General features: G+C 60.0%; 20 protein-coding genes and 1 tRNA gene. 11 read left to right on the top strand and 10 right to left on the bottom strand.

The genetic code is table 11. The features are described from left to right. Positions 1-58: 58 nt before the first annotated feature. From yegS to moaB, 3 genes are all read right to left on the bottom strand, one after another. Positions 59-961, bottom strand: a complete 903-nt coding sequence (gene yegS / locus HBH25_RS12390; protein ID WP_168084217.1) for a lipid kinase YegS — start codon at positions 959-961, stop codon at positions 59-61. A gap of 78 nt (positions 962-1,039) precedes the next feature. After that, positions 1,040-2,260 (bottom strand): molybdopterin molybdotransferase MoeA, encoded by a 1,221-nt coding sequence (locus HBH25_RS12385; protein WP_324616894.1) that lies wholly within the window; start codon positions 2,258-2,260, stop codon positions 1,040-1,042. Further along, on the bottom strand, positions 2,244-2,783 hold the full coding sequence (gene moaB / locus HBH25_RS12380) for a molybdenum cofactor biosynthesis protein B (RefSeq protein ID WP_168084215.1): 540 nt from the start codon (positions 2,781-2,783) through the stop codon (positions 2,244-2,246). Before moaB ends, HBH25_RS12385 begins: the two co-directional genes overlap by 17 nt. Positions 2,784-2,854: 71 nt before the next feature. On the opposite strand from moaB, the gene mobA reads away from it, so the two are divergent. The 4 genes from mobA (at position 2,855) to HBH25_RS12360 (ending at position 5,986) form a co-directional block, all read left to right on the top strand. Further along, positions 2,855-3,445, top strand: coding sequence for a molybdenum cofactor guanylyltransferase MobA (mobA, locus tag HBH25_RS12375; RefSeq protein ID WP_168084214.1), 591 nt, complete (start codon positions 2,855-2,857; stop codon positions 3,443-3,445). A 74-nt stretch (positions 3,446-3,519) separates the two neighbouring features. Continuing rightward, entirely contained in the window at positions 3,520-3,741 is a 222-nt protein-coding gene (locus HBH25_RS12370; protein WP_168084213.1) for a YgdI/YgdR family lipoprotein, read from the top strand. A gap of 81 nt (positions 3,742-3,822) precedes the next feature. Next, a tRNA-Pro gene (locus HBH25_RS12365) sits at positions 3,823-3,899 on the top strand. A gap of 116 nt (positions 3,900-4,015) precedes the next feature. Then, positions 4,016-5,986, top strand: coding sequence for an ATP-binding protein (locus tag HBH25_RS12360; protein WP_267874397.1), 1,971 nt, complete (start codon positions 4,016-4,018; stop codon positions 5,984-5,986). Here HBH25_RS12360 and HBH25_RS12355 read toward each other — a convergent pair. The 3 genes from HBH25_RS12355 to HBH25_RS12345 form a co-directional block, all read right to left on the bottom strand. Further along, entirely contained in the window at positions 5,974-6,876 is a 903-nt protein-coding gene (locus HBH25_RS12355) for a pseudouridine synthase (RefSeq protein WP_168084211.1), read from the bottom strand. The genes HBH25_RS12360 and HBH25_RS12355 overlap by 13 nt on opposite strands. Before the next feature lie 54 nt (positions 6,877-6,930). Continuing rightward, entirely contained in the window at positions 6,931-7,257 is a 327-nt protein-coding gene (locus HBH25_RS12350; RefSeq protein ID WP_168084210.1) for a transcriptional regulator, read from the bottom strand. 158 nt (positions 7,258-7,415) lie between these two features. Then, on the bottom strand, positions 7,416-7,652 hold the full coding sequence (locus HBH25_RS12345; RefSeq protein ID WP_168084209.1) for a glutaredoxin family protein: 237 nt from the start codon (positions 7,650-7,652) through the stop codon (positions 7,416-7,418). Positions 7,653-7,878: 226 nt separating this feature from the next. Here HBH25_RS12345 and HBH25_RS12340 point away from each other — a divergent pair, with 226 nt between their 5' ends. The 5 genes from HBH25_RS12340 (at position 7,879) to HBH25_RS12320 (ending at position 11,062) form a co-directional block, all read left to right on the top strand. Further along, entirely contained in the window at positions 7,879-8,193 is a 315-nt protein-coding gene (locus HBH25_RS12340; protein WP_168084208.1) for an ElaB/YgaM/YqjD family protein, read from the top strand. 1 nt (position 8,194) lies between these two features. Further along, on the top strand, positions 8,195-8,599 hold the full coding sequence (locus tag HBH25_RS12335; protein ID WP_168084207.1) for a phage holin family protein: 405 nt from the start codon (positions 8,195-8,197) through the stop codon (positions 8,597-8,599). Then, positions 8,596-8,931, top strand: a complete 336-nt coding sequence (locus HBH25_RS12330; RefSeq protein ID WP_168084206.1) for a hypothetical protein — start codon at positions 8,596-8,598, stop codon at positions 8,929-8,931. The genes HBH25_RS12335 and HBH25_RS12330 overlap by 4 nt, the downstream gene beginning before the upstream one ends. A 67-nt stretch (positions 8,932-8,998) precedes the next feature. Beyond that, positions 8,999-10,330: a deoxyguanosinetriphosphate triphosphohydrolase gene (locus HBH25_RS12325; RefSeq protein ID WP_168084205.1), complete on the top strand. Its 1,332-nt coding sequence runs from the start codon at positions 8,999-9,001 to the stop codon at positions 10,328-10,330. Between the two features lie 108 nt (positions 10,331-10,438). Further along, positions 10,439-11,062, top strand: a complete 624-nt coding sequence (locus HBH25_RS12320; RefSeq protein ID WP_168084204.1) for a response regulator transcription factor — start codon at positions 10,439-10,441, stop codon at positions 11,060-11,062. Positions 11,063-11,145: 83 nt separating this feature from the next. On the opposite strand, the gene HBH25_RS12315 is transcribed toward HBH25_RS12320, so the two are convergent. Then, positions 11,146-11,493, bottom strand: a complete 348-nt coding sequence (locus HBH25_RS12315; RefSeq protein ID WP_168084203.1) for a YggL family protein — start codon at positions 11,491-11,493, stop codon at positions 11,146-11,148. A gap of 209 nt (positions 11,494-11,702) precedes the next feature. Here HBH25_RS12315 and dacB point away from each other — a divergent pair, with 209 nt between their 5' ends. Further along, the gene (dacB, locus tag HBH25_RS12310; protein ID WP_168084202.1) at positions 11,703-13,154 is read left to right on the top strand and encodes a D-alanyl-D-alanine carboxypeptidase/D-alanyl-D-alanine endopeptidase; all 1,452 of its coding nucleotides are present in this window, start codon (positions 11,703-11,705) and stop codon (positions 13,152-13,154) included. A gap of 2 nt (positions 13,155-13,156) precedes the next feature. On the opposite strand, the gene HBH25_RS12305 is transcribed toward dacB, so the two are convergent. Together HBH25_RS12305 and rlmKL are read right to left on the bottom strand one after the other, a co-directional pair. Continuing rightward, on the bottom strand, positions 13,157-15,541 hold the full coding sequence (locus tag HBH25_RS12305) for a sensor domain-containing diguanylate cyclase (RefSeq protein ID WP_168084201.1): 2,385 nt from the start codon (positions 15,539-15,541) through the stop codon (positions 13,157-13,159). Positions 15,542-15,664: 123 nt separating this feature from the next. Then, positions 15,665-17,872, bottom strand: coding sequence for a bifunctional 23S rRNA (guanine(2069)-N(7))-methyltransferase RlmK/23S rRNA (guanine(2445)-N(2))-methyltransferase RlmL (rlmKL, locus tag HBH25_RS12300; protein WP_168084200.1), 2,208 nt, complete (start codon positions 17,870-17,872; stop codon positions 15,665-15,667). A 513-nt stretch (positions 17,873-18,385) separates the two neighbouring features. Between rlmKL and rmf the strand changes: the two genes are divergently transcribed. Further along, a complete protein-coding gene (gene rmf, locus HBH25_RS12295; RefSeq protein WP_168084199.1) occupies positions 18,386-18,601 on the top strand; it encodes a ribosome modulation factor in 216 nt (71 codons plus the stop codon). A gap of 113 nt (positions 18,602-18,714) precedes the next feature. Here rmf and HBH25_RS12290 read toward each other — a convergent pair whose 3' ends face one another. Continuing rightward, positions 18,715-19,755, bottom strand: a complete 1,041-nt coding sequence (locus HBH25_RS12290; protein WP_168084198.1) for a quinone-dependent dihydroorotate dehydrogenase — start codon at positions 19,753-19,755, stop codon at positions 18,715-18,717. Positions 19,756-19,923: the final 168 nt, after the last annotated feature.

The raw sequence follows: 19,923 nt of genomic DNA, 5'->3' as shown, positions 1-19,923 counted from the left end.
ACATGTACGGGCTATCGGCGCTACCCCGGGGAACTTGAGCCGGGGCAGGCCGAGGTTGTCATGCAGTCCGTCGGCTCAGTAGTGGGCAATCCGAGGGTAAGTGCAGCCGAAGCGCCGCAGGGCGAGCGGCAAAGCGCAGGTCAGTACCTTGAAGGGGCTCACCGTCCAGGTTGATGTCCAAGCCCTCAGCGCTCTGTATCTCGACCCAGGGCAAGCGTACACGTATGAAGAGGCCGTCCAGCCCTAACCCGCCAGACAGCAATTCCTTGAGCGTAGACACCACTTCCGTGGGGGCCGGCAGAATGCTTACGTCCAGCAGGCCATCATCGGCCACCGCCTCCGGGCACAAGAGGTGACCGCCACCGGCCTGGCGGCCGTTGCCGATGCCCAGCGCCAGAAGCTCGCCCTCCCAATGGAAATCCGGCCCGTGAAGCACGCCCTTTGCAGCATGCAGCTCACTGAAACGGCTCAGCCCGGTAAACAGATAGGCGGCGCCGCCAAGGACTTTTTTCAGGTCTTCGGACGTGTTGGCTGTGACTTGGCTGCCAAAGCCCCCCGTGGCCATATTCAAGAACAGCTGGCCGCCTACCTCACCCAGGTCCACAGGGCGTGCAGGTTGATCCAGCAATGCCAGCGCCCCGGCAGGCTCCAGCGGTACGGCAGCCGCACGGGCAAAGTCGTTCGCAGTGCCCAGCGGCATCAAGGCCAAGGTCGCATCACTGTCGGCCAGCGCCAGGGCTTCGGCCACGTCGCGCAACGTGCCGTCGCCGCCACCGGCGATGAGCGTGGTATAGCCTGCCGCCAGACCTTCCTGTACCAAACGGGCGGCGTCACCCCCCTCCCAGGTCAGGCGAACCGTGATATCCCAGCCTTCCTCGCGCCGGGCCATTACCGCTTCCCGAACGTCTTCGTTCAATGCCTGCTTGCCATGCAGGATCAGCCATGCCTTGCGCGTTTCCATGTAATTCACCCTTTGCTGAGCCGTCATTGGGCATGTGACCGCACGGCAAGGCGAAAAGCGCCAGCGCTGCGCATTTTCTCAGGCCAATAACTCACTCATGGGAATAAAGTTCACGGTGTTGCCCTCTGCCACTGCTTGGCCTTCGGGCACTTCTATCAGGCCATCGGCCCAGGCAGCGCTGCGTAATACGCCTGAGCTCTGGTTGGGGTACAGCTCGGCACGGCCTTCATGCACGCGGGCGCGGAGAAACTCCCGGCGGCTGCCTTCAGGCCATTTGAACCCAGCGGCCACCCTGTGCCCCCGAGGCAGTACCCGTGTGCAACCCATCAGCCGCAGCAGGTAAGGCCGTGCCAGCAGCGCAAAGGTCACCAATGTAGAGGCCGGGTTGCCAGGAAGCCCGATGACCACCGTACCTTGGTATTGGCCCACGGTGAGGGGCTTGCCAGGCTTTATTGCCAATTTCCACAGGCTCAGCTGGCCACCCTCGCGCAGGGCCTGCCCTAGGTAATCGGCTTCGCCTACCGACACGCCTCCGGTAGTGAGTATCAGATCGACCTCATGCAGGCGGGCCAATGCGTCACGGGTGAGTGCCAGGTCGTCCACGATGATGCCCGCGTCTACCACCTCACACCCAGTGCGGGCCAGCCAACTGCACAATAATGTTCGGTTGCTGTTGTAGATCTGCCCGGGCCCCAGGGGCTCGCCTGGGGCCACCAGCTCGTCGCCCGTGGACAACACAGCCACACGCGGCTTGCGGGTAACGGTGACGTGGGCAGCGCCGAGGGTCGCTGCCAGGCCCAATTCGATCGGGCCCAAGCGTGTACCTGCCTCAAGCACGCGCTCGCCTGCGGTGCATTCCTGCCCGCGGGGCCGGATATTCAGGCCGGCCGTCGCAGGCCGCGTAAAATGCACACGGCCATCGTCGTCGACCTGTGCGTTTTCCTGCATCTGTACGCAGTCGGCGCCTTCGGGCACAGGTGCGCCGGTGAAGATCCGGGCGCAGGTGCCAGGTTTCAAGGGCGTTGGGGAATGGCCCGCAAAAATACGCTGGCTCACCTCCATCGGCTCACCCACCCAGTCTGCATGGGCCAAGGCGTAGCCGTCCATGGCACTGTTAGGCCACGGCGGCAGGTCGCTGACGGCATGGAGCGCCTCTGCCAGCACGCGGCCGTCGGCCGCTGCCAATGGCACACACTCGGTGCCCTTTACAAGGCCACTGTCTGCTAGCGCCAACAGGCGCTCAAGGGCCTCGCCCAGGGGTAGCAAGCCCCTGAAGGATGCATCACCCACGGCTTTCACACGGCTCGGCCTGCTTGAGGTGCGGAACGAAATTGCAGGGGCGGTGGCGGTTGTCCAATTGCTCGGCCAGGATGCCATCCCAGCCCGTACGGCAGGCGTTGGTAGAACCCGGCAGGCAACATACAAGCGTGCCATTGGAAAGCCCGGCCAGGGTTCGGGATTGGACGGTAGAGGTGCCGATATCGGCCACGGAGATCTGCCGGAACAGCTCGCCAAACCCATCGATGTGCTTGTCCAGCAGGCAGGCTACCGCTTCAGGCGTACTGTCGCGCCCGGTGAACCCGGTGCCACCTGTAATGAGCACCACTTGCACTTCGTCTTCGGCAATCCAGGTGGCAACCTGGGCGCGTATTCGGTAAAGGTCGTCTTTGAGCAGGACGCGGGCGGCCAGGCGGTGGCCAGCAGCCTTCAAACGGTCTACAAACAACTGACCGGAGGTATCGGTTTCCCGGGTACGGGTATCGCTGACAGTCAGTACCGCAATATTGAGCGGTACAAACGGAGCATCGGCCTTGGCGGTCATTGCACGTTCCAGTTGTTGAGGAAAACGCCGAATGTTATATCACACGGCCCCTCTCCTGCCGAACCGCCCTCATGAACACTGCCTCTGATATAGCCTCGCCCGCTTCCGTCCTGCTATTGGCCGGCGGCCAGGGTGCACGAGTGGGCGGGCAGGACAAAGGGCTGCTGCCGTGGCAAGGCCTGCCCATGATTGAGCACCTGCACCGGCAGGTGCGGCAGTTCACAGACGACCTGATCATTTCCTGCAACCGCAACGTCGACCGCTATGCCGTTTTCGCTGACCAACTGGTCATGGATACTGAGGCAGGTTTCCCAGGGCCCATGGCAGGGCTGTCCGCCGGGCTTGCCAAAGCGCGCCATGAGCGTGTGCTGGTACTGCCGTGCGATGTGCCTGCAGTGGATGCTTCGTTGATCCAGGTCATGCTCAGCGCGCAGGCGATGCATGCTGACAAGCCTCTGATTGTGCGTCAGGGCGGTATATGGGAGCCTTTGATCTGCGTGCTGCCCACGTCGGCGATCACAGCCCTGGTCAGCGCCTGGGCTGAGGGAGAGCGCAGCCCACGGCGAGTGCTGCTGGCGCTTGAACCTCAGGCCCTGGACTGCCCGGCCAATGACGCGCGCTTGCGCAACCTCAACACCCTCGAACTGATGGCGAGCCTGTGAACCTTATGCGGAACTTGCTCGTTAGCGTTGCGTCTTACGAGGGTCAACCAGACACCTCTTTTCGGAGACTAGAAATGTCCAATAGGATTCTTCCCGCCGTTTTGCTCGCAGCAGGCCTGGCCGCGCTGGCGGGATGCTCCACCCCAACGGTCATCACCCTTAACGATGGTCGTGAAATCCAGGCTGTTGATACGCCCAAGTACGATGAAGACTCCGGTTTCTATGAAATCGAACAACTTGATGGCAAGCAGACCCGCGTCAACAAAGACCAGGTACGCACCGTCAAGGAGCTGTAACGCTTCTGCTTTTCGGGGGCTTAAACAGCTGAGTATCACGGGGTTGCAGCTGCTGTATCGCAGCGATATGCTTCCCCGTAACGGAGTGTAGCGCAGCCAGGTAGCGCGTCTCGTTCGGGACGAGAAGGCCGCAGGTTCGAATCCTGTCTCTCCGACCATTTCGCGTTTTCAGGCCTGCTCAACAGCCTCGCGAACGTTATAAAGAACCCGCCCTGCGCGGGTTTTTTTTGGCCAGGCGGCATGGCTTTGCCGCTCGCCGCACCTCTACCCTGGCATGAGGTCACATAGGCAATGCCCGGCAAGCCAACACGTCAGGAGCCCGCCTTTGCATAGCCTGTTGCCTTCGCTGATTACTGCCATTCAGCGTACTGCCCGCAATCAATGGTCCGCTCCTGTACGGTATATAGGTGCCATAGCAGTGGTTTCTCTCTGCTGTGCCATACGCGCCCAAATGCCAAGCACCGCCCTTCCCTACCTGTTTTTTATTCCCGGCCTGATGTTCTCTGGCTTCTGGTTCGGGGTAGGCCCTTCGGTTGTAGGAAGCGTGCTGGCGGTCCTGGCAGCGCAGTATTTCTTTATCGGCCCACGGGGCTTTGAGGAAAGCCTGTCGGCCTGGACCAACAGCATCAGCTTTGGCGTAGTGACGTTGGGCATGGCCGTGGTATGCGCACTCTTCCGGCAAAACCTGAACATGATGGCGGGCATCAACCAGCGCCTTGAGGAAGAAGTAGAACGCCGCACTCAGGAGAGAGACAGCATCTGGAATGTTTCCCCGGACCTGATCTGCGCACTGTCGGAGGAAGGGCAACCCCTGGCCATGAACCCGGCATGGGAACATGAAACAGGCTGGACTGAACCTGAGCTCAAAAGTGGCCATTTCGCTGCCTTCATTCCGCCTCAGCAGCTTAATGAAGCGCTTCTGGAGTTGCGCCAGCGCCCTATCGCTGAGCAAGACACGGCAGGCATTCGCAAGAATGGTTCACCTATTCACCTGAACTGGCGAATCGCGCACCGCCACGGGAAATATTTTGCAGTGGCGCGTGATATCACGCTATTCAAAGAACGCCAGGACGCGCTGGAGCAAGTGCGTTCGCAGCTTCAGCAGAGCCAGAAAATGGAGGCTGTTGGGCAACTGACCGGTGGCCTGGCGCATGATTTCAACAACCTGCTGACTGTCATCGCTGGCAGCCTCGAGCTGCTTCAGTCCCGCATTGCTCAAGGTCAAAGCCATGGCCTGGAACGTTATCTGACACTGGCTCAGACAGCCTCAGGGCGCGCGGCCTCGCTTACTCATCGGCTGCTGGCTTACGCCAGGCGCCAGACGCTTGCCAGCAAACCCGTAAACCCGGGGCTGCTTGTTCAAGACATGAAGGAATTGATCAGCCGCACCCTTACTCCCCGCGTAGACCTGCGGCTGGTGACACCTGACCCTGATGTGTGGTGCTTCTGCGATGCACACCAGCTGGAAAACGTTGTGCTGAACCTGTGCATCAACGCGCGCGATGCAATGCCGCAAGGTGGCCGTTTGCAGGTCGAGGTGCTGCGTACGAGCCTTGAGGCACCGACTGCTGGTTTGACCTTGCCCGAAGGCGAGTATGTGGCCATACGCGTAAGTGACACGGGGACCGGCATGCCACAGAACGTGGCGGAGCGCGCCTTCGATCCGTTCTTTACAACCAAACCCCTGGGCGCAGGCACCGGGCTAGGTTTATCCATGGTGTATGGGTTTGCCCGGCAATCCTCGGGGGAAGCTCAAATCAAATCTTTGGTAGGGGCAGGAACCACTGTTAGCGTCTTTCTTCCTTTGTACAAAGGGCCCCTCCCTGCCTCGCCTACCTCTTCATCGCGCAGTGGAACCACCGCTGGCTCAAGCATCAATGGCGAAGTGCTGGTGGTCGATGACGAGGCAGCCATCCGGGACTTGGTCGGTGAGGTGTTGGAAGACACCGGTTACGACGTATCAAAAGCCGAGACCGCAGAGCAGGCCCTCGCACTACTGCCTTATTTGCCTGACCTGAAACTGCTGGTCACGGATATAGGCCTGTCTGGCGGAATGAGCGGCGACGAACTGGCAGAGGCGGCACTTCGTGTATGCCCCACATTGAAGGTGTTGTTCATCACAGGTTTTTCGGAAAACGCGGTCCCGACCGCCGGGTTCGGGTCAGAGCAGGCTCATCTGCTTCTGAAGCCTTTTACGATGAATGATCTCAAGGCAGGCGTGAGTCAACTTCTTCAGGCTAACTGAGGCAGCAGTGACAGTTGGCTTTCAAAGCTACGGTGGTCGCCCGTGAGCGGGTCTTTGAACGACAGGCTTTTGGCCAATAATTGAAGCGGCCGTTCATAATCATCCGGCACACCTTGGGGCGTTACAGTAGGGTAAAAGGGATCGTTGCACAGTGGGGCGCCTAGGCCTGCCATATGGACACGCAGCTGATGGGTGCGCCCGGTCACTGGAAACAACCGATAGCGCCACAGAGGGCCATTGTGATCGATGACTTCCACACGGGTTTCACTGTTGGCATCGCCCTCCACCTCCCTCATGCAGAAGAAAGGTTCGCCACGCGCTATGCGGCTGTGCCGCACATGGGGGAAAACGAGGCCGCGCAAAGCGGGCGCCATTGCTTCGTACACCTTCGTAATCTGCCGCGTGGGGAAGAGCTGCTGATAAGGACCCCGAGTGGACGGCTGGGTGGAAAACATCACCAGGCCCGCCGTATGCCGGTCGATGCGGTGCAGAGGCACCAGGTGCGGGTTGCCTGTAGTGCGGATCAGCCTGCGCAGCAGGGTCTCTTCGACGAACTCTCCGGCAGGCGTGACAGGTAGAAAGTGAGGCTTGTCGGCGATCAGCAAATGATCGTCCTGGTGAACGATACGTGCCTGCACCGGAATGGGCTTTTCCTGAGCGACCTCTCGGTAATAATGGATGCGCAAGCCTACGCGGTACGGGTGCGCTACAGAGAGCGGCTCCCCCTGTGCATTCAATACCCGGCCCCGGCCAAAGCGATCGGCCCAACGCGCGTAGCCTACGGAGGGGAAGCGATCCGAAAGGCACTCCAGTACCGTTTGCCAAGGCCCGGGTGGCAAGCAGAAAGTGCTGGCTTGAGAGGCCGAAGGGTCGAACGTTGACGCACTCATGTTTGCAGGCTCATCACTGACAGGTCACGAATTATCCCTTGCCCAAGCCTGGGGTCAAAGCACAATGCTTTGCGGCTGGCCTGCCGCGATTGCCTTGGCCTGTGCCTCAAGCCATCGAAGTACGTCTACGGCATCCCATCGGGCAGGGTCGAACAGTGCATAAGCCTGCCCTTGGAGGCCTACCACGTCCAGGCGCTGATGGTAGCCCGCGCGTTGGAACAACGCTTCGATTTCAGCAAAGCAGGTATTGAAGTGAAGCTTGCCAAAAGGCGTTTTGCCTTCCATGACCAGCCCATCAAGGCGCAGGTCAAGCACCGCCTCAAAGACAGTTTCCGGCGACATGCGGTTTACGCTGGTTTTAAGCTGTTGAATATTGATCACACGCCTTCCTTAGAATGCTGGCGCAACGCTGGGCGCATACTGTATTTTTATACAGCATAAATTGACGTGCCTTCAAAGGCAACGTGCGCGCGCCCCAGCCTGCGCAAATCCAATGCAGCGTATTGTGCAACGCTTTACTGCGATTGGCAGAGCTCAGGTTATTTCAGGAAGTGAACAACCTGGTCGGCGTTGAACGGCCAATCCAGCGTGGCACCTGTGTCTACACGGCGCAGCAGCGGCGCACGTGACAGGTAGCTTGGCGGCAGCCCACCGGCTTCGTGTACATCAACCAGCTCCAACCACAGGCCATGCTCCACGAGCGGCAACAAGGTTGACTCGGCTAGCGCACAGCGCGAGCAGTTAAGCACCACAAAAAGCTGGCATTCTGGACACATGGTAATGGGCGACCTTCAGGTTGAGGGCACAGTCTCTGCATTCTAGACGCCTGCGATAGGGCCAGCCACCGCACGCCTACCGTCACTGAACGTGGCTTTGCGTTCACCCTGCCCAAGGCTTGCCCGCACTGCACAAAAGTGCCCGTGGCGAAAATGGTCTGGCTAAACGCTGAACCTTGGGGAGGCAACGGGACTCGAACTTCAAAGCCCAACCAAGGAGGACGCCATGCCCCGCGATACCCTGAATACCGCTCAAGACGTGTTGACTGCAGATTTCCAGACGCTCATCAGCGATACCGAGAAGCTGTTGGCACACACGGCGACCTTGGCAGGCGAGCAAGCCGATGAGCTGCGTGAGCAGATCAAGGAAAGCCTGATCAAGGCCCGTGCGTCTCTCAAGGAAACTGAGCTTCAACTGCGTGAACAAGGTGCTGCTGCACTGGTAGCAGCTGAAGACTACGTGCAGGCTAACCCGCTGCCCGCCGTCGGCATCGCCGCTGGCGTGGGCTTTCTGGTAGGCCTGCTGGCTACAAGGCGCTGATATGAACCAAGACAGCGAATCCACCTCCCTCCCACCGCCTGCAGGCGAGACTACCGGGTCGGCTGGTCGTCGGCTGGGCGGCGCGCTGCTAGGGTGGTTGCACAGCCATATCGAACTGCTTGGCATCGAACTGCAGGAACAGAAGGCGCGCACCCTGAGCCTGCTGTTGTTCGCCGGCCTGTCACTGGTGTTTGCCCTACTGGCATTGGTGGCGTTATCGGGGCTGGTGCTGATCCTGTTGTGGGATAACTACCGTATCCCCGGCATGATTGGTTTGTGCGTGTTCTACCTGCTTGCAGGCCTGTTCTGTGCCATGCGGCTCAAGGCAGCCATCTTCGATGAGTCGTCGCCTTTCCACGCCACCCTCGAAGAACTTGCCAACGACCGGGAGCGTTTGTTGCCATGAACCGACACAGTGCGCCCACTGGCGCTAACCGCCGCGAAATGCGCAAGGCCCTGATCCGCCTGCGTATGGAAATGCACCGCCAGGAAATACGCCAGTCCTCACGCCAAATGATCAACCCACTGTCACGGTTCCGTACTATGGGCCAGGGCCTTGGGAAGAACCTGGGCGTGCGTCATGCGCCATTGTGGGGTGTGGGTATGGTAAGCCTGCTGGGCTTTCTGTCAGGCAAAGGGGCCCGCAAAGGTGGCATCGGTACCGTGGGCAAGCTGACCAAGCTGGCGGTCAGCCTGGTCCCGCTGCTCAAGCTGCTGCAGAGTGCGAGCAGACGTTGATACGGTTTGGTGGTTGCTCCAGCCCTTCAAAGCTATGAAGCTAGGCCAACGCTAAAGGAGAATTGCCTTGGACTGGCACACACTGCTTACCCGCGAACGGCTGGGGAAACCCCTGCACACTGCCGAAGAGATCGGCCGTAGCCCTTTCCACAAGGACCACGACCGCATCATCTTTTCTGGCGCTTTTCGGCGCCTGGGGCGAAAGACCCAGGTGCATCCTGTCTCAAGCAATGACCATATTCATACCCGCCTCACCCACTCTCTGGAAGTAAGCTGCGTGGGCCGCTCGTTGGGTATGCAAGTGGGCGAAACCCTGCGCAGTGAGCTACCTGCCTGGTGCGATGCTGCTGATCTGGGCATGGTGGTCCAGTCCGCTTGCCTTGCCCACGACATCGGCAACCCGCCCTTCGGCCACTCTGGGGAGGATGCCATTCGTTCATGGTTCCAGCAGGCAGCTGGGCGCGGCTGGCTCGACAGCATGAACGACAGCGAACGCCTGGACTTTCTCAACTTCGAGGGTAACGCTCAGGGCCTCAGAGTGCTGACCCAACTGGAGTATCACCAGTTCGAAGGTGGCATGCGCCTGACCTATGCCACATTGGGCACGTACCTGAAATACCCTTGGACTGCCCGGCATGCAGATTCACTAGGCTACAAGAAACACAAATTTGGCTGCTACCAGAGCGAACTGCCTGTGCTGGAACAGATTGCCGGGCGCCTGGGGATGCCCCAACTGGAGCCTCATCGCTGGGCACGTCACCCGCTGGTTTACCTGATGGAAGCGGCAGACGACATCTGCTACGCCCTGATCGATCTGGAAGATGGGCTTGAAATGGGCCTGCTCGAATATCAGGAAGTGGAAACCCTGCTGCTGGATCTGGTCGGTGACGACGTTCCTGAAACCTATCGGCAGCTGAGCGCCCGCGAGGCTCAGCGCCGCAAGCTCGCCATTCTGCGGGGCAAGGCGATCGAGCACCTGACCAATGCTGCGGCAAGGGCGTTTGTGGAGCAGCAGAAAGCACTGCTGGCGGGGACGCTTTCAGGTGACCTGGTGGAACACATGTCCGGCCCTGCCAAGCGTTGTGTGCTGGGCGCCAAGGATATTGCGCGCCAGAAGATATTCCAGGACAAGCGCAAGACCCTCCACGAAATCGGGGCCTATACCACCCTTGAAGTACTGCTCAATGCGTTCTGTGGCGCAGCGCTCGAACAGCACGGCGGGGCACGCTTGTCTTTCAAGAACAGGCGAATTCTTGACCTGATGGGCAGCAGTGCCCCCGAGCCCAACTGGCCTCTGCATGCTGCGTTTCTGCGGATGATCGACTTTATTGCGGGCATGACAGACAGCTATGCCAGTGAAATGGCCAGTGAAATGACCGGGCGCGCGATCCCCGTATAAGGGCGCCTGCGGCCACTGACATGGAATAGTCTGATATACCTGCCACCACCCCCTGCCAGGCCACAAGTGAGCTAAGGTCCTGCTCCTGATTGCGACAAGGATGCAGGAATGGGTTCGGTACTTATCATTGAAGATCATCCGGTCAGCCGGCTAGCCGTGCGAATGGTGCTTGAGAACGAAGGCTACGAAATCATTGGCGAAACGGACAATGGCGTAGACGGCATGCGTATGGTGCGCGAGCGCATGCCGCAGTTGATTATCCTGGATATCAGCCTGCCTCGGCTGGATGGCCTGGAAGTGCTAGGGCGTTTTCAAGCCATGGGTATGCCCTGTCGCATTCTGGTTCTGACGGCGCAGGCCCCGCAGCTATTTGCCATGCGCTGCATGCAGCTGGGCGCTGCTGGCTATGTCTGCAAGGTTGAAGACCTTACGGAATTGGTCAGTGCGGTACGGGCGGTGTTCGCGGGCTACAACTACTTTCCCAGCCTGACCTTGGACACTACCGATGATCCGGAACGCAAGCTGGAGTTGGCATTGTTCCAACACGTCAATGACCGTGAACTGATGGTGCTGCAGATGTTTGCCCAGGGGCGGACAAATCGGGAAATTGCGGAAGGCATGTTTCTCAGTAACAAAACGGTCAGTACGTACAAGAAACGGCTGATGAACAAGCTAAAAGCCAGGTCACTGGTAGACCTGCTGGACATCGCGAAAAGAAACGCGGTGGTGTAGGGCAGCTGCAAGCATGGGCCGCTGCCCTTGCAGGAGGCAGAAGCCGTTCGCGAACGGCCGCTCTGCGCCCTGCAAGGCATTCATCAGGCGGCGGTGGTGTTGACCGGCTTTTCCGGATACCACACGTCCAGCAGTGGGCTGACTTCGATGTTGGTCAGTTCGCTACGGCCTTTGAGCCAGGTTTCGACCGCGGCGCGTTGTTCTTCGCTGACCGAGCCGCGCTTGGCCAGGCACACTAGGCCGAAATCATCGCCACCTACATAGTCGACGCCGTTGGCTTTCATGGCATCCCGAAGGAAGTCCACCAGGAAGGCATCGATCTCGGCTTCGCTCAGGCTTTCCTTGAACGCCAGGTTCAATTCGAAGCCCAGTTCCTGGAATTCGTCTACGCACAGTTTTTTGCGCAGGCGGCGGGAGCGGTTTGTAGCCATTGGGTAAATCCTCATGAGTTTCGAGCGCGGCACTGTATCAGTTAAGCGCGAGAATTGCCGGGCGGGTGTACCACAAGACGTAAATTTTCCTACAGCCGGTTCCAGTCTGCGCCCAGCCCGGCAGTGCATCAGGCATAATGCGCAACTTTAACGGGAGCCTTCATCTTTTCATGCTCCTTACTTCAAGCGCGCCTCAGAGTTCTGTATTCATGATCAAAACCTTGCGCCCCTGGTTAGTTGCCGGCTTGCTGCTGGCAGGTGTTGCGCCGCTGCACGCGGCCCCCGCCGGGCTTACGCCCAAAGTGGAACAGGCCCTAAAGGCCAGCAAGCTCAACGACAATGCCTTGTCCCTGGCAATGCTCCCCTTGAGTGGCCCCGGTTCCACCACCCTGTTCAATGCCGATGTGTCCGTCAACCCAGCCTCCACCATGAAGCTGGTCACCACCTTCGCCGCCCTGGAGTTGCTGGGGCCGACCTTTCAATGGAAAACCGAGTTCTATACCGACGGTACGCTCAGCAACGGCGTATTGCGCGGCAACCTTTATGTGAAGGGCGGCGGCGACCCCAAGCTGAACATGGAAAAGCTGTGGCTCCTGATGCGCGACCTTCGTGCCAACGGTGTACAACAGATCACAGGCGACCTGGTGCTGGACCGCAGCTTCTTCAAGCAGCCCGTGCTGCCAGCATTCAATGACGACGGCAACGACGAAAACGCGCCATTCCTGGTGCGCCCGGATGCTTTGATGATCAACCTCAAAGCCATGCGTTTCGTTGCTCGCAATGACGGTGGCAAGGTGTCTGTAGCGGTAGAGCCGCCCATAGGCACCATTCACCTGGACAACCAGGTCAAAGCCATTGCCGGCAGCAAGTGCACAGGCGAAGTACGGTACAACCCGGTGCCCCAGGCTGATGGCATCAATGTTGTGGTCAGTGGGCAACTGGCCGATGGCTGCAGCTCGCAGACCTACCTCTCGCTACTGGACCACTTCGCCTACTCGGCAGGTGCTATCCGCGCCATCTGGTCCGAGCTGGGCGGCAGCATCAGCGGTGCAGACCGCGATGGCGTGGTCCCCAAGAATGCTCGCCTGCTCGCCAGGGCTTTTTCACCGGACCTGGCTGAAGTCATCCGCGACATCAACAAGTACAGCAACAACACCATGGCTCAGCAGTTGTTCCTGACCATTGGCGCCCAGTTCCGTACGGATGCCGACCTTGATGACGCCAAAGCCGCACAGCGCATGATCCGCCAATGGCTGGCGAAAAAAGGCATCACGTCCCCTCACCTGGTCATGGAGAACGGCAGCGGCCTGTCCCGTGCCGAGCGCGTGAGTGCACGAGAAATGGCCAGCCTGCTGCAAGCGGCCTGGCGTAGCCCCTATGCGGCGGAGTTCATGAGTTCCATGCCGCTGGTGGGCATGGACGGCACCATGCGCAAGCGCCTCAAGCGTACGACCATGGCCGGTGAAGGGCATATCAAGACTGGCACCTTGAACACGGTTCGAGCGATAGCAGGCTTTAGCCGGGACGTGAACGGCAATACATGGGCGGTGGTCGCCATCTTGAACGACCCCAAGCCGTGGGGCGCTCGCTCAGTGCTGGATCAGGTGCTGCTGGACCTCTACAACCAGCCTCGTGTGGCGACGACAGCCGCCTTGCCCTGATATCAGCCTTGCACCACCTGGTCACGCCCGCTCTGCTTGGCCAGGTACACACCGGCGTCAGCCCGCGCAAGCAAGGCCTCGCCGCTTTCGCCAGTGCGCCAGCCTGCCACCCCAAAACTGGCAGTTACCTGGCCTACCCCCTCGACAGGCGTGCCCCTCACCGCCTGCCACAGCTCCATAGCCAGGCAGTGCGCCTGCTCCAGGTTGCTGCCCGCACACAGTACGGCAAACTCCTCCCCACCCAGGCGGCAAAACACATCGTTACGGCGCAGCCGCTGGCTGAAGGTGCGACAGATAGCCTGCAACACACGATCGCCGACAGGATGCCCAAACCGGTCATTGATGCGCTTGAAGTGGTCAATATCCAGCATCACTATCGCCAAACTTGAGCGTTCACGACGGGCCCGGTCAAGCTCGGCCTCCAAACGCTCTTGAAAATAACGACGGTTATGAATGCCCGTAAGCGCGTCGGTAACAGACAGCCTGCGCAGCTCGTGCTCCACGCGCTTGAGGTCGCTGATGTCGGAAAGGTAGCCGTGCCACAACACGCTCCCACCTGCCAGCCGTTCGGGTGTAGCTTCTCCTCGCACCCAGCGCTCACCGCGCAGCGGCAGGCACACGCGGTACTCGGCCTGCCACCGAGTCAGCTGGCGGGCGGACACCACGATAGACGCTCGCAAGTCTGCTTCATCGTCAGGGTGAACACGCTCGAACACGCCCGAAGCGTCTTGCGCCAGCGTCGCCAGGTCGATTTCGTAGATAGCCTCCAGCCCGCGACTGGCGTAGACGAACGCTGAAGAACCGTCGTTATCGAACCTGAGCTGGAAGATGCCACCGGGTACCTCTGCACTGAGCCGCTCAAGCAGACGGTCGCGCGCAGCCAATGCCTGAAGTGTGCGCAGGCTCTCGGTCACATCGATACACACAGCCAGGTAACCGATGAGTTCGGCGTGCTCATCGTGCATCGCGGTGACCAGCATGTTGGCGGTCAAGCTTGATCCGTCGCTACGTACCAGGGTCCAGTGGTGGGCCTCAGGGGAACCCGACGGCTCATCGTTGTACAGCATGGCGTCCATGGTGGAAATAGGTCGCCCAAGGCGGTACTCCAGTTCACCGGCACGGTTGGCCAGTTCGCTGTGAAGGTGAAAATCCCCCAGTCGCATCTGTTGAGTGACCTGCGTCTCGCTGTAACCAAACATACGCTCGGCACCGGCGTTGAACGTCGTGATCATGCCGGACAGGTCCGTACCAATGATTGCCACCTCGGTCGCAGCATCCAGAATGCTCTTGAGCTGAGCATGGGTATGGCGCAACTGTTGCTCGCTTCGGCTGAGCTCGTCAGTGCGCTGGCTGACCAGGCGCAAGGCCCGCTGACGCTGGGTCACCAGGCTGTACAACAGCACGCACAGCAACAGCGTCAGCAACGTGCCAAGCACTCCGATCGACAAAGCGATTGCCGACCGGTTGTTGCTCATGAATACCTGGCTGGGGCTGAGTTCGATGCGATAGCTACGGTCTGCAAGGTGCAACAACCGGCTCATGGCCAGGCCGGTATCACCGCTTTGGTTGTCCGAGGCATACAGCACTTCCTGTTGCCCTGGGTTTGAGAGGTCCAGGATACGGACGCAGAGATTATCTTCCTGAGGGTCCGGCAACCCATTGGCCAGGAGCTCGTGCACGCTGACGATCGCGCTAACGAACCCTCGCAGCCGCGGTGCCGCCTGGCCCGATGAAGGCGTACGCCAATGGTAGACTGGGGCAACCACCAGCACCCCTCGGTTATAGGGTGAGTCAAGGCCAATCAGGTCCAGCGGTGCGGAGGCGGCTAGCCCCTGGCTCGCCAAGGCGTTGTTGAGGGTGCTGCGTCGTTCGGGGCTAGAGCCCACATCGAAGCCATAGGGCGCCCTACCTCCACCGGCCAGTGTGTTGAAATAGATTGGAAAATACGTTTGCGCTGGCAGCGAATCAACCAGCTCGCCAGAAGGCCCTAGCACTTGTATAGGGAAGCCTGCCTGGGCTTCGAACCGTGCGCGGTCCTGTGCACTGACTACAGGCATCCAGGAGTAACCCCGAGTGCGCGTCAGCAACGGCTGAGAGAAGCCCTCAAATGCCCTTTCCGTCAACGGCTCGGCCCAGGTAGCAAATCGCCGCAGGCTGTCCAGCCGTCCCGTCTGGTCCATCAACCGCTCTTCGATGCGTGCCGTACGCTCACTAGCCAGCAGCTCGAAACGCTGCTGGACCTGCTGGCGGGAAAGCAGGCTTGACGTGACGACGAGTGCAGCCGTGACAGTAAGGCCAAGTAGCAGCCCCAGCAGCAAAACGCGCCAGGCGCTGGCGCCTTCATTGATGAAGCCGAAAATCTTTGCGGTGTCCGTTCGAGGCAACATACAGAGTACTCATGAAACCTGCGCGCTCCACCCGCACAGGCCTGCAAGACTTATAGCCACTGGCCATTATTTTGCATAGTGGCCAGTGGTCACCCCTCCCGGTATCAGATAAGAGGCTAGCGCTCACGTAGCCTGGATTCGCCAGGCGCGGTGAATGCGCTCGTTGCGGGCAAAGTCCGGGTCGATGGTGTGCCGGCTGATGTCCTCCACGGCGTAACGGCCTGCTATGCCTTCGTCCATCACAAAACGACGGAAATTGTTCGAGAAATACAGCACCCCGCCTGTGGCGAGGCGGGCCATGGCCAGGTCCAGCAAACGCACATGGTCCCGCTGTACATCGAACACCCCTTCCATACGCTTGGAGTTGGAGAAGGTGGGTGGGTCGATAAAGATCAGGTCATATTCCCCCCGGTCTGCCTCCAACCACGTCATCACATCGCTCTGAACCAGCTGGTGCCGCTCGGATAGGCCATTGAGCGCCAGGTTGCGGCGTGCCCAGTCCAGATAGGTACGTGAAAGGTCTACGCTGGTGGTGGAGCGGGCATTGCCCTTGGCGGCATGGACAGTGGCAGCCCCGGTGTAGCAGAACAGGTTGAGGAACCGTTTGCCTTCGGCTTCCCGCTGAATGCGTGTGCGAAGGGGGCGATGGTCAAGGAACAGCCCGGTGTCCAGGTAGTCAGTGAGGTTGACCAACAGGCGGGCCCCGGCTTCGGTGACCTCCATGAAGGCGCCTTGAGTCCCTTGACGCTCGTACTGACGCGTACCGCTCTGCCGCTCACGGCGCTTAAGCACCACCTGTTTGGGGTCTACTCCCAGCGCAACAGGAATCGCTGCCAGTGCATCGAACAAGCGTGCCTGCGCCTTTTGAGGGTCGATGGACTTGGGCGCTGCGTATTCCTGCACGTGGACCCAGCCCTGGTAAAGGTCAATGGCGAAGGCATACTCGGGCATGTCGGCGTCGTACACGCGGTAGCACCCTATTCCCTCGCGACGGGCCCACTTGCCCAGCTTCACCAGGTTTTTCTGCAAGCGGTTAGCGAACATCTGTGCGCCTTCGCTCAACCGTGCTGCTTCTGCCACAGCCGGTGCAGGGCTCGATGGCTGGTCATTGGCCTGCGAGGCCGGGTCAACCGGCCCGGTGCGGCGCTCACCGGTCACGAACTGCTGGGGTATCACATCCAGGAGCAGGAGCTTGCAAGGCAAGGCGCCGTTCCAGAAGGCATATTGCTTGTGGCTACGAATCCCCATGCGCTTGCCCAGGTCTGGCGCAGCAGTAAAGATTGCAGCCTGCCAGTTCAAGCAGGCCTGGCGCAGGCGTTCGCCCAAATGCTGGTACAGGTAGACCAGGCTGGCCTCGTCGCCCAGGCGCTCCCCGTAGGGCGGATTGCACACCACCAAGCCTTTCTGGTTCTGGTCGGGCCGCGGCTCGAAGGTGGCGACTTCGCCTTGGTAGACTTTGATCCAGTCACTCAAGCCAGCACGTTCAATGTTATTGCGGGCCGGCTGGATCAGCCGGGGGTCAGCCTCATAGCCACGAATCCAAGTGGGCTTGCGTGAAAGCCCTTCGCGCGCTCGGGCGCTGGCCTCATCGTGTACCTTGCGCCATACCGCCGGAACGTGCCCCAACCAGCCACTGAACCCCCAACGCTCGCGACGAAGGTTCGGTGCCAGGTCGGCGGCTATCATGGCCGCTTCCACCAGAAAAGTGCCCACACCACACATGGGGTCGGCCAACGCGCCACCCTCCGCAGCCAAGCGCGGCCAACCGGCCCGAATGAGAATCGCAGCTGCCAGGTTTTCCTTCAGCGGCGCAGCACCCTGCTGCAGCCGGTAGCCCCGCTGGTGAAGGCTATGGCCCGACAGGTCCAACGACAGAATGGCTTCGCCGCGGTCCAGGCGTAAATGAATGCGCAGGTCAGGGTTGAGCTTGTCCACGCCTGGGCGTTGGCCGTCTGGGGCGCGCAGGCTGTCCACGATCGCGTCCTTGACCTTAAGCGCCCCAAAATGCGTGTTGTCGATGCCCGAACCATGGCCACTGAATTCGACTGCCAACGTGCCAGTGGGCTCCAAATGGTCGGCCCACTCCACCTCGCGCACGCCGTGGTACAAATCTTCGGCGTTTTTCATCTGGAAGCGCTTGAGCACCAGCAGCACACGGTTGGCCAGCCGGGACCATACGCATAAACGGTAGGCCGTCTCCAGGTTGGCCTCCCCACGTACAGCAGCGGTGTGCTCACGCACGTCAGCCAGGCCTAGGGTGGCCGCTTCTTCAGCCAGCAGGCCTTCAAGGCCTTTAGGGCAGGTCAGGTACAGCTCAACTACATCGGACATTCGGTAAAGCCTGTGAGAGGGCCGGAGAACGCATTCCCGGGCCGGTTGATCGAGCGCTGTTTCCGCCAACGCTACCTCGGCACGCCTGTGCCTGCCGCTTGAACGTCCCTTGCGTTAAAAAGGATTAGACGTGCAAACAGCCTAAAACTCATCTGGTCACAATTAGTTACTGCCTTTCGTCGATCGTATCAACACGCATCAGCAGCGTTCATAAGACCGCCTTTAAGCCCTTAGGAGAAACAAAACACTAGAACTTTCAATCGCTTGCATTTACTGCGTCGTGAAAGAATTGTTACGGCCTTATGTCTGAAGGCACTAAAGGTGAATATCTTATTACAAAACGTTCATTCCCTCTGCCTTCAAGGTTGTTTAGAAATGAAGCCAGGCCTTACCGCAAGGGTAAGGCCTTTCAAGCCTGCGACGCCGGCAGCAGGCCTTTATCACCGGCAGTCGATGACTGCCCGGCCCACAGTGGCCGACGGGACATCAGTCAACAAACGAGGGCTACACCCTATGAGAAGACTCAAGCGTGATCCGTTGGAACGAGCATTTCTTCGCGGCTATCAGAACGGCCTCAGTGGCAAATCCCGAGAGCTGTGCCCCTTCACCCTACCTTCGGTCCGGCAAGCGTGGATCAATGGCTGGCGCGAGGGCCGTGGTGACAACTGGGATGGCATGACCGGTACGGCCGGGCTCCATAGGCTCAACGAACTTCACGCGGTCGGCTGACACCCGACAGTTTCCTCTGTTTCACTGCGCCTTATCCAGGCGCTAGCCCATTCCATTTTAGTGAATGGACCTGCAGGGGCACCACAGGCGTGGTCGCCCCTGCCCCTCTCCCTTCACTTTGCTGAACGGACCCAGCCCGGCAGTGCCGCAATGGCATCCACTGACTCCCGGATCAGCGCCGGCCCTCGGTAGATGAACCCTGAATACACCTGCACAAGGCTGGCCCCGGCTTGGATTTTTTCAGCCGCATGAGCGCCTTCTGTAATGCCGCCTGCTGCGATGATCGGAACCTCGCCTTTCAGTGCCCCTGCCAACAGCCGCACGGTGTGCGTACTCTTTGCACGCACCGGGGCACCTGATAGCCCACCGGCTTCCTCACCATGCTGCAGCCCCTCTACCCCTTCACGGGACAGTGTGGTGTTGGTAGCGATCACAGCGTCCATGCCTGTAGCGCGTAGGGCAGCCGCTACCTGAAGGGTTTCCTCATCGGTCATGTCGGGCGCGATCTTGATAGCCAGCGGCACGCGTCGCCCGCTGCTCAGGGCCAAGGCTTCACGACGGCTTGCCAAGGCATCGAGCAGGGTTTTGAGGGAGTCACCGAACTGCAGGCTGCGCAGCCCCGGAGTATTGGGCGAGCTCACGTTAACCGTCACGTAGCTGGCGTGCTCATGAACCTTGTTCAAGCACAGCAGGTAGTCCTCGTGAGCGCGCTCCACGGGTGTGTCGAAGTTCTTGCCGATATTGATGCCTAGCACCCCTGTGTATCGGGCTGCTTTTACCTGAGCAACCAGGTGGTCGACACCCAGGTTATTGAAGCCCATGCGGTTGATGATCGCAGTGGCTTCTGGCAGGCGGAACAGCCGCGGGCGTGGATTGCCTGGCTGAGGGCGTGGTGTAACTGTGCCAATTTCCACAAACCCGAAACCCAGCTGCGCAAAACCGTCGATGGCCGCGCCGTTCTTGTCCAGGCCTGCCGCCAACCCTACTGGGTTTTCGAACTCAAGGCCTAGTACCTTGACCGGCAGAGGTGCGGGGGCCTTTACCAAACGCCGGTTAAGGCCCAGCCGGCCACCGGCACCGATGAGGTCCAGCGACAGATCATGGGAGGTTTCGGCGGACAGCTTGAACAGCAGTTGGCGGGCCAGGTCGTACATGGTCGGCGTGCTCGGCATGGTCAAAAAACAGCCGGCAGTATATAGGCCGAAACCGGTTTTGTCGGCACTGGTGGTAGATTCGTTACAGGCCAGGCTCAACCTGATGGTTCACCTAACCCCTGCCCACAAAAAAGCCCGGGCAATGCCCGGGCTTTTTCTGAAACTCAG

Origin of the sequence: Pseudomonas quercus (assembly GCF_012033695.1) — a bacterium.
Classification (GTDB): domain Bacteria; phylum Pseudomonadota; class Gammaproteobacteria; order Pseudomonadales; family Pseudomonadaceae; genus Aquipseudomonas; species Aquipseudomonas quercus.
The sequence above is the reverse complement of the archived record's forward strand: the minus strand, read 5'-3'. Positions and strand labels throughout refer to the sequence as shown.

What these genes read in the sequence shown, in the direction of transcription:
- yegS (WP_168084217.1), bottom strand. Translation starts at nt 961, where the DNA reads ATGGAAACGCGCAAGGCATGGCTGATCCTGCATGGCAAGCAGGCATTG.
- moaB (WP_168084215.1), bottom strand. Translation starts at nt 2,783, where the DNA reads ATGACCGCCAAGGCCGATGCTCCGTTTGTACCGCTCAATATTGCGGTA.
- mobA (WP_168084214.1), top strand. Translation starts at nt 2,855, where the DNA reads ATGAACACTGCCTCTGATATAGCCTCGCCCGCTTCCGTCCTGCTATTG.
- HBH25_RS12370 (WP_168084213.1), top strand. Translation starts at nt 3,520, where the DNA reads ATGTCCAATAGGATTCTTCCCGCCGTTTTGCTCGCAGCAGGCCTGGCC.
- HBH25_RS12360 (WP_267874397.1), top strand. Translation starts at nt 4,016, where the DNA reads ATGAGGTCACATAGGCAATGCCCGGCAAGCCAACACGTCAGGAGCCCG.
- HBH25_RS12355 (WP_168084211.1), bottom strand. Translation starts at nt 6,876, where the DNA reads ATGAGTGCGTCAACGTTCGACCCTTCGGCCTCTCAAGCCAGCACTTTC.
- HBH25_RS12345 (WP_168084209.1), bottom strand. Translation starts at nt 7,652, where the DNA reads ATGTGTCCAGAATGCCAGCTTTTTGTGGTGCTTAACTGCTCGCGCTGT.
- HBH25_RS12340 (WP_168084208.1), top strand. Translation starts at nt 7,879, where the DNA reads ATGCCCCGCGATACCCTGAATACCGCTCAAGACGTGTTGACTGCAGAT.
- HBH25_RS12335 (WP_168084207.1), top strand. Translation starts at nt 8,195, where the DNA reads ATGAACCAAGACAGCGAATCCACCTCCCTCCCACCGCCTGCAGGCGAG.
- HBH25_RS12330 (WP_168084206.1), top strand. Translation starts at nt 8,596, where the DNA reads ATGAACCGACACAGTGCGCCCACTGGCGCTAACCGCCGCGAAATGCGC.
- HBH25_RS12320 (WP_168084204.1), top strand. Translation starts at nt 10,439, where the DNA reads ATGGGTTCGGTACTTATCATTGAAGATCATCCGGTCAGCCGGCTAGCC.
- HBH25_RS12315 (WP_168084203.1), bottom strand. Translation starts at nt 11,493, where the DNA reads ATGGCTACAAACCGCTCCCGCCGCCTGCGCAAAAAACTGTGCGTAGAC.
- dacB (WP_168084202.1), top strand. Translation starts at nt 11,703, where the DNA reads ATGATCAAAACCTTGCGCCCCTGGTTAGTTGCCGGCTTGCTGCTGGCA.
- HBH25_RS12305 (WP_168084201.1), bottom strand. Translation starts at nt 15,541, where the DNA reads ATGTTGCCTCGAACGGACACCGCAAAGATTTTCGGCTTCATCAATGAA.
- rlmKL (WP_168084200.1), bottom strand. Translation starts at nt 17,872, where the DNA reads ATGTCCGATGTAGTTGAGCTGTACCTGACCTGCCCTAAAGGCCTTGAA.
- rmf (WP_168084199.1), top strand. Translation starts at nt 18,386, where the DNA reads ATGAGAAGACTCAAGCGTGATCCGTTGGAACGAGCATTTCTTCGCGGC.
- HBH25_RS12290 (WP_168084198.1), bottom strand. Translation starts at nt 19,755, where the DNA reads ATGTACGACCTGGCCCGCCAACTGCTGTTCAAGCTGTCCGCCGAAACC.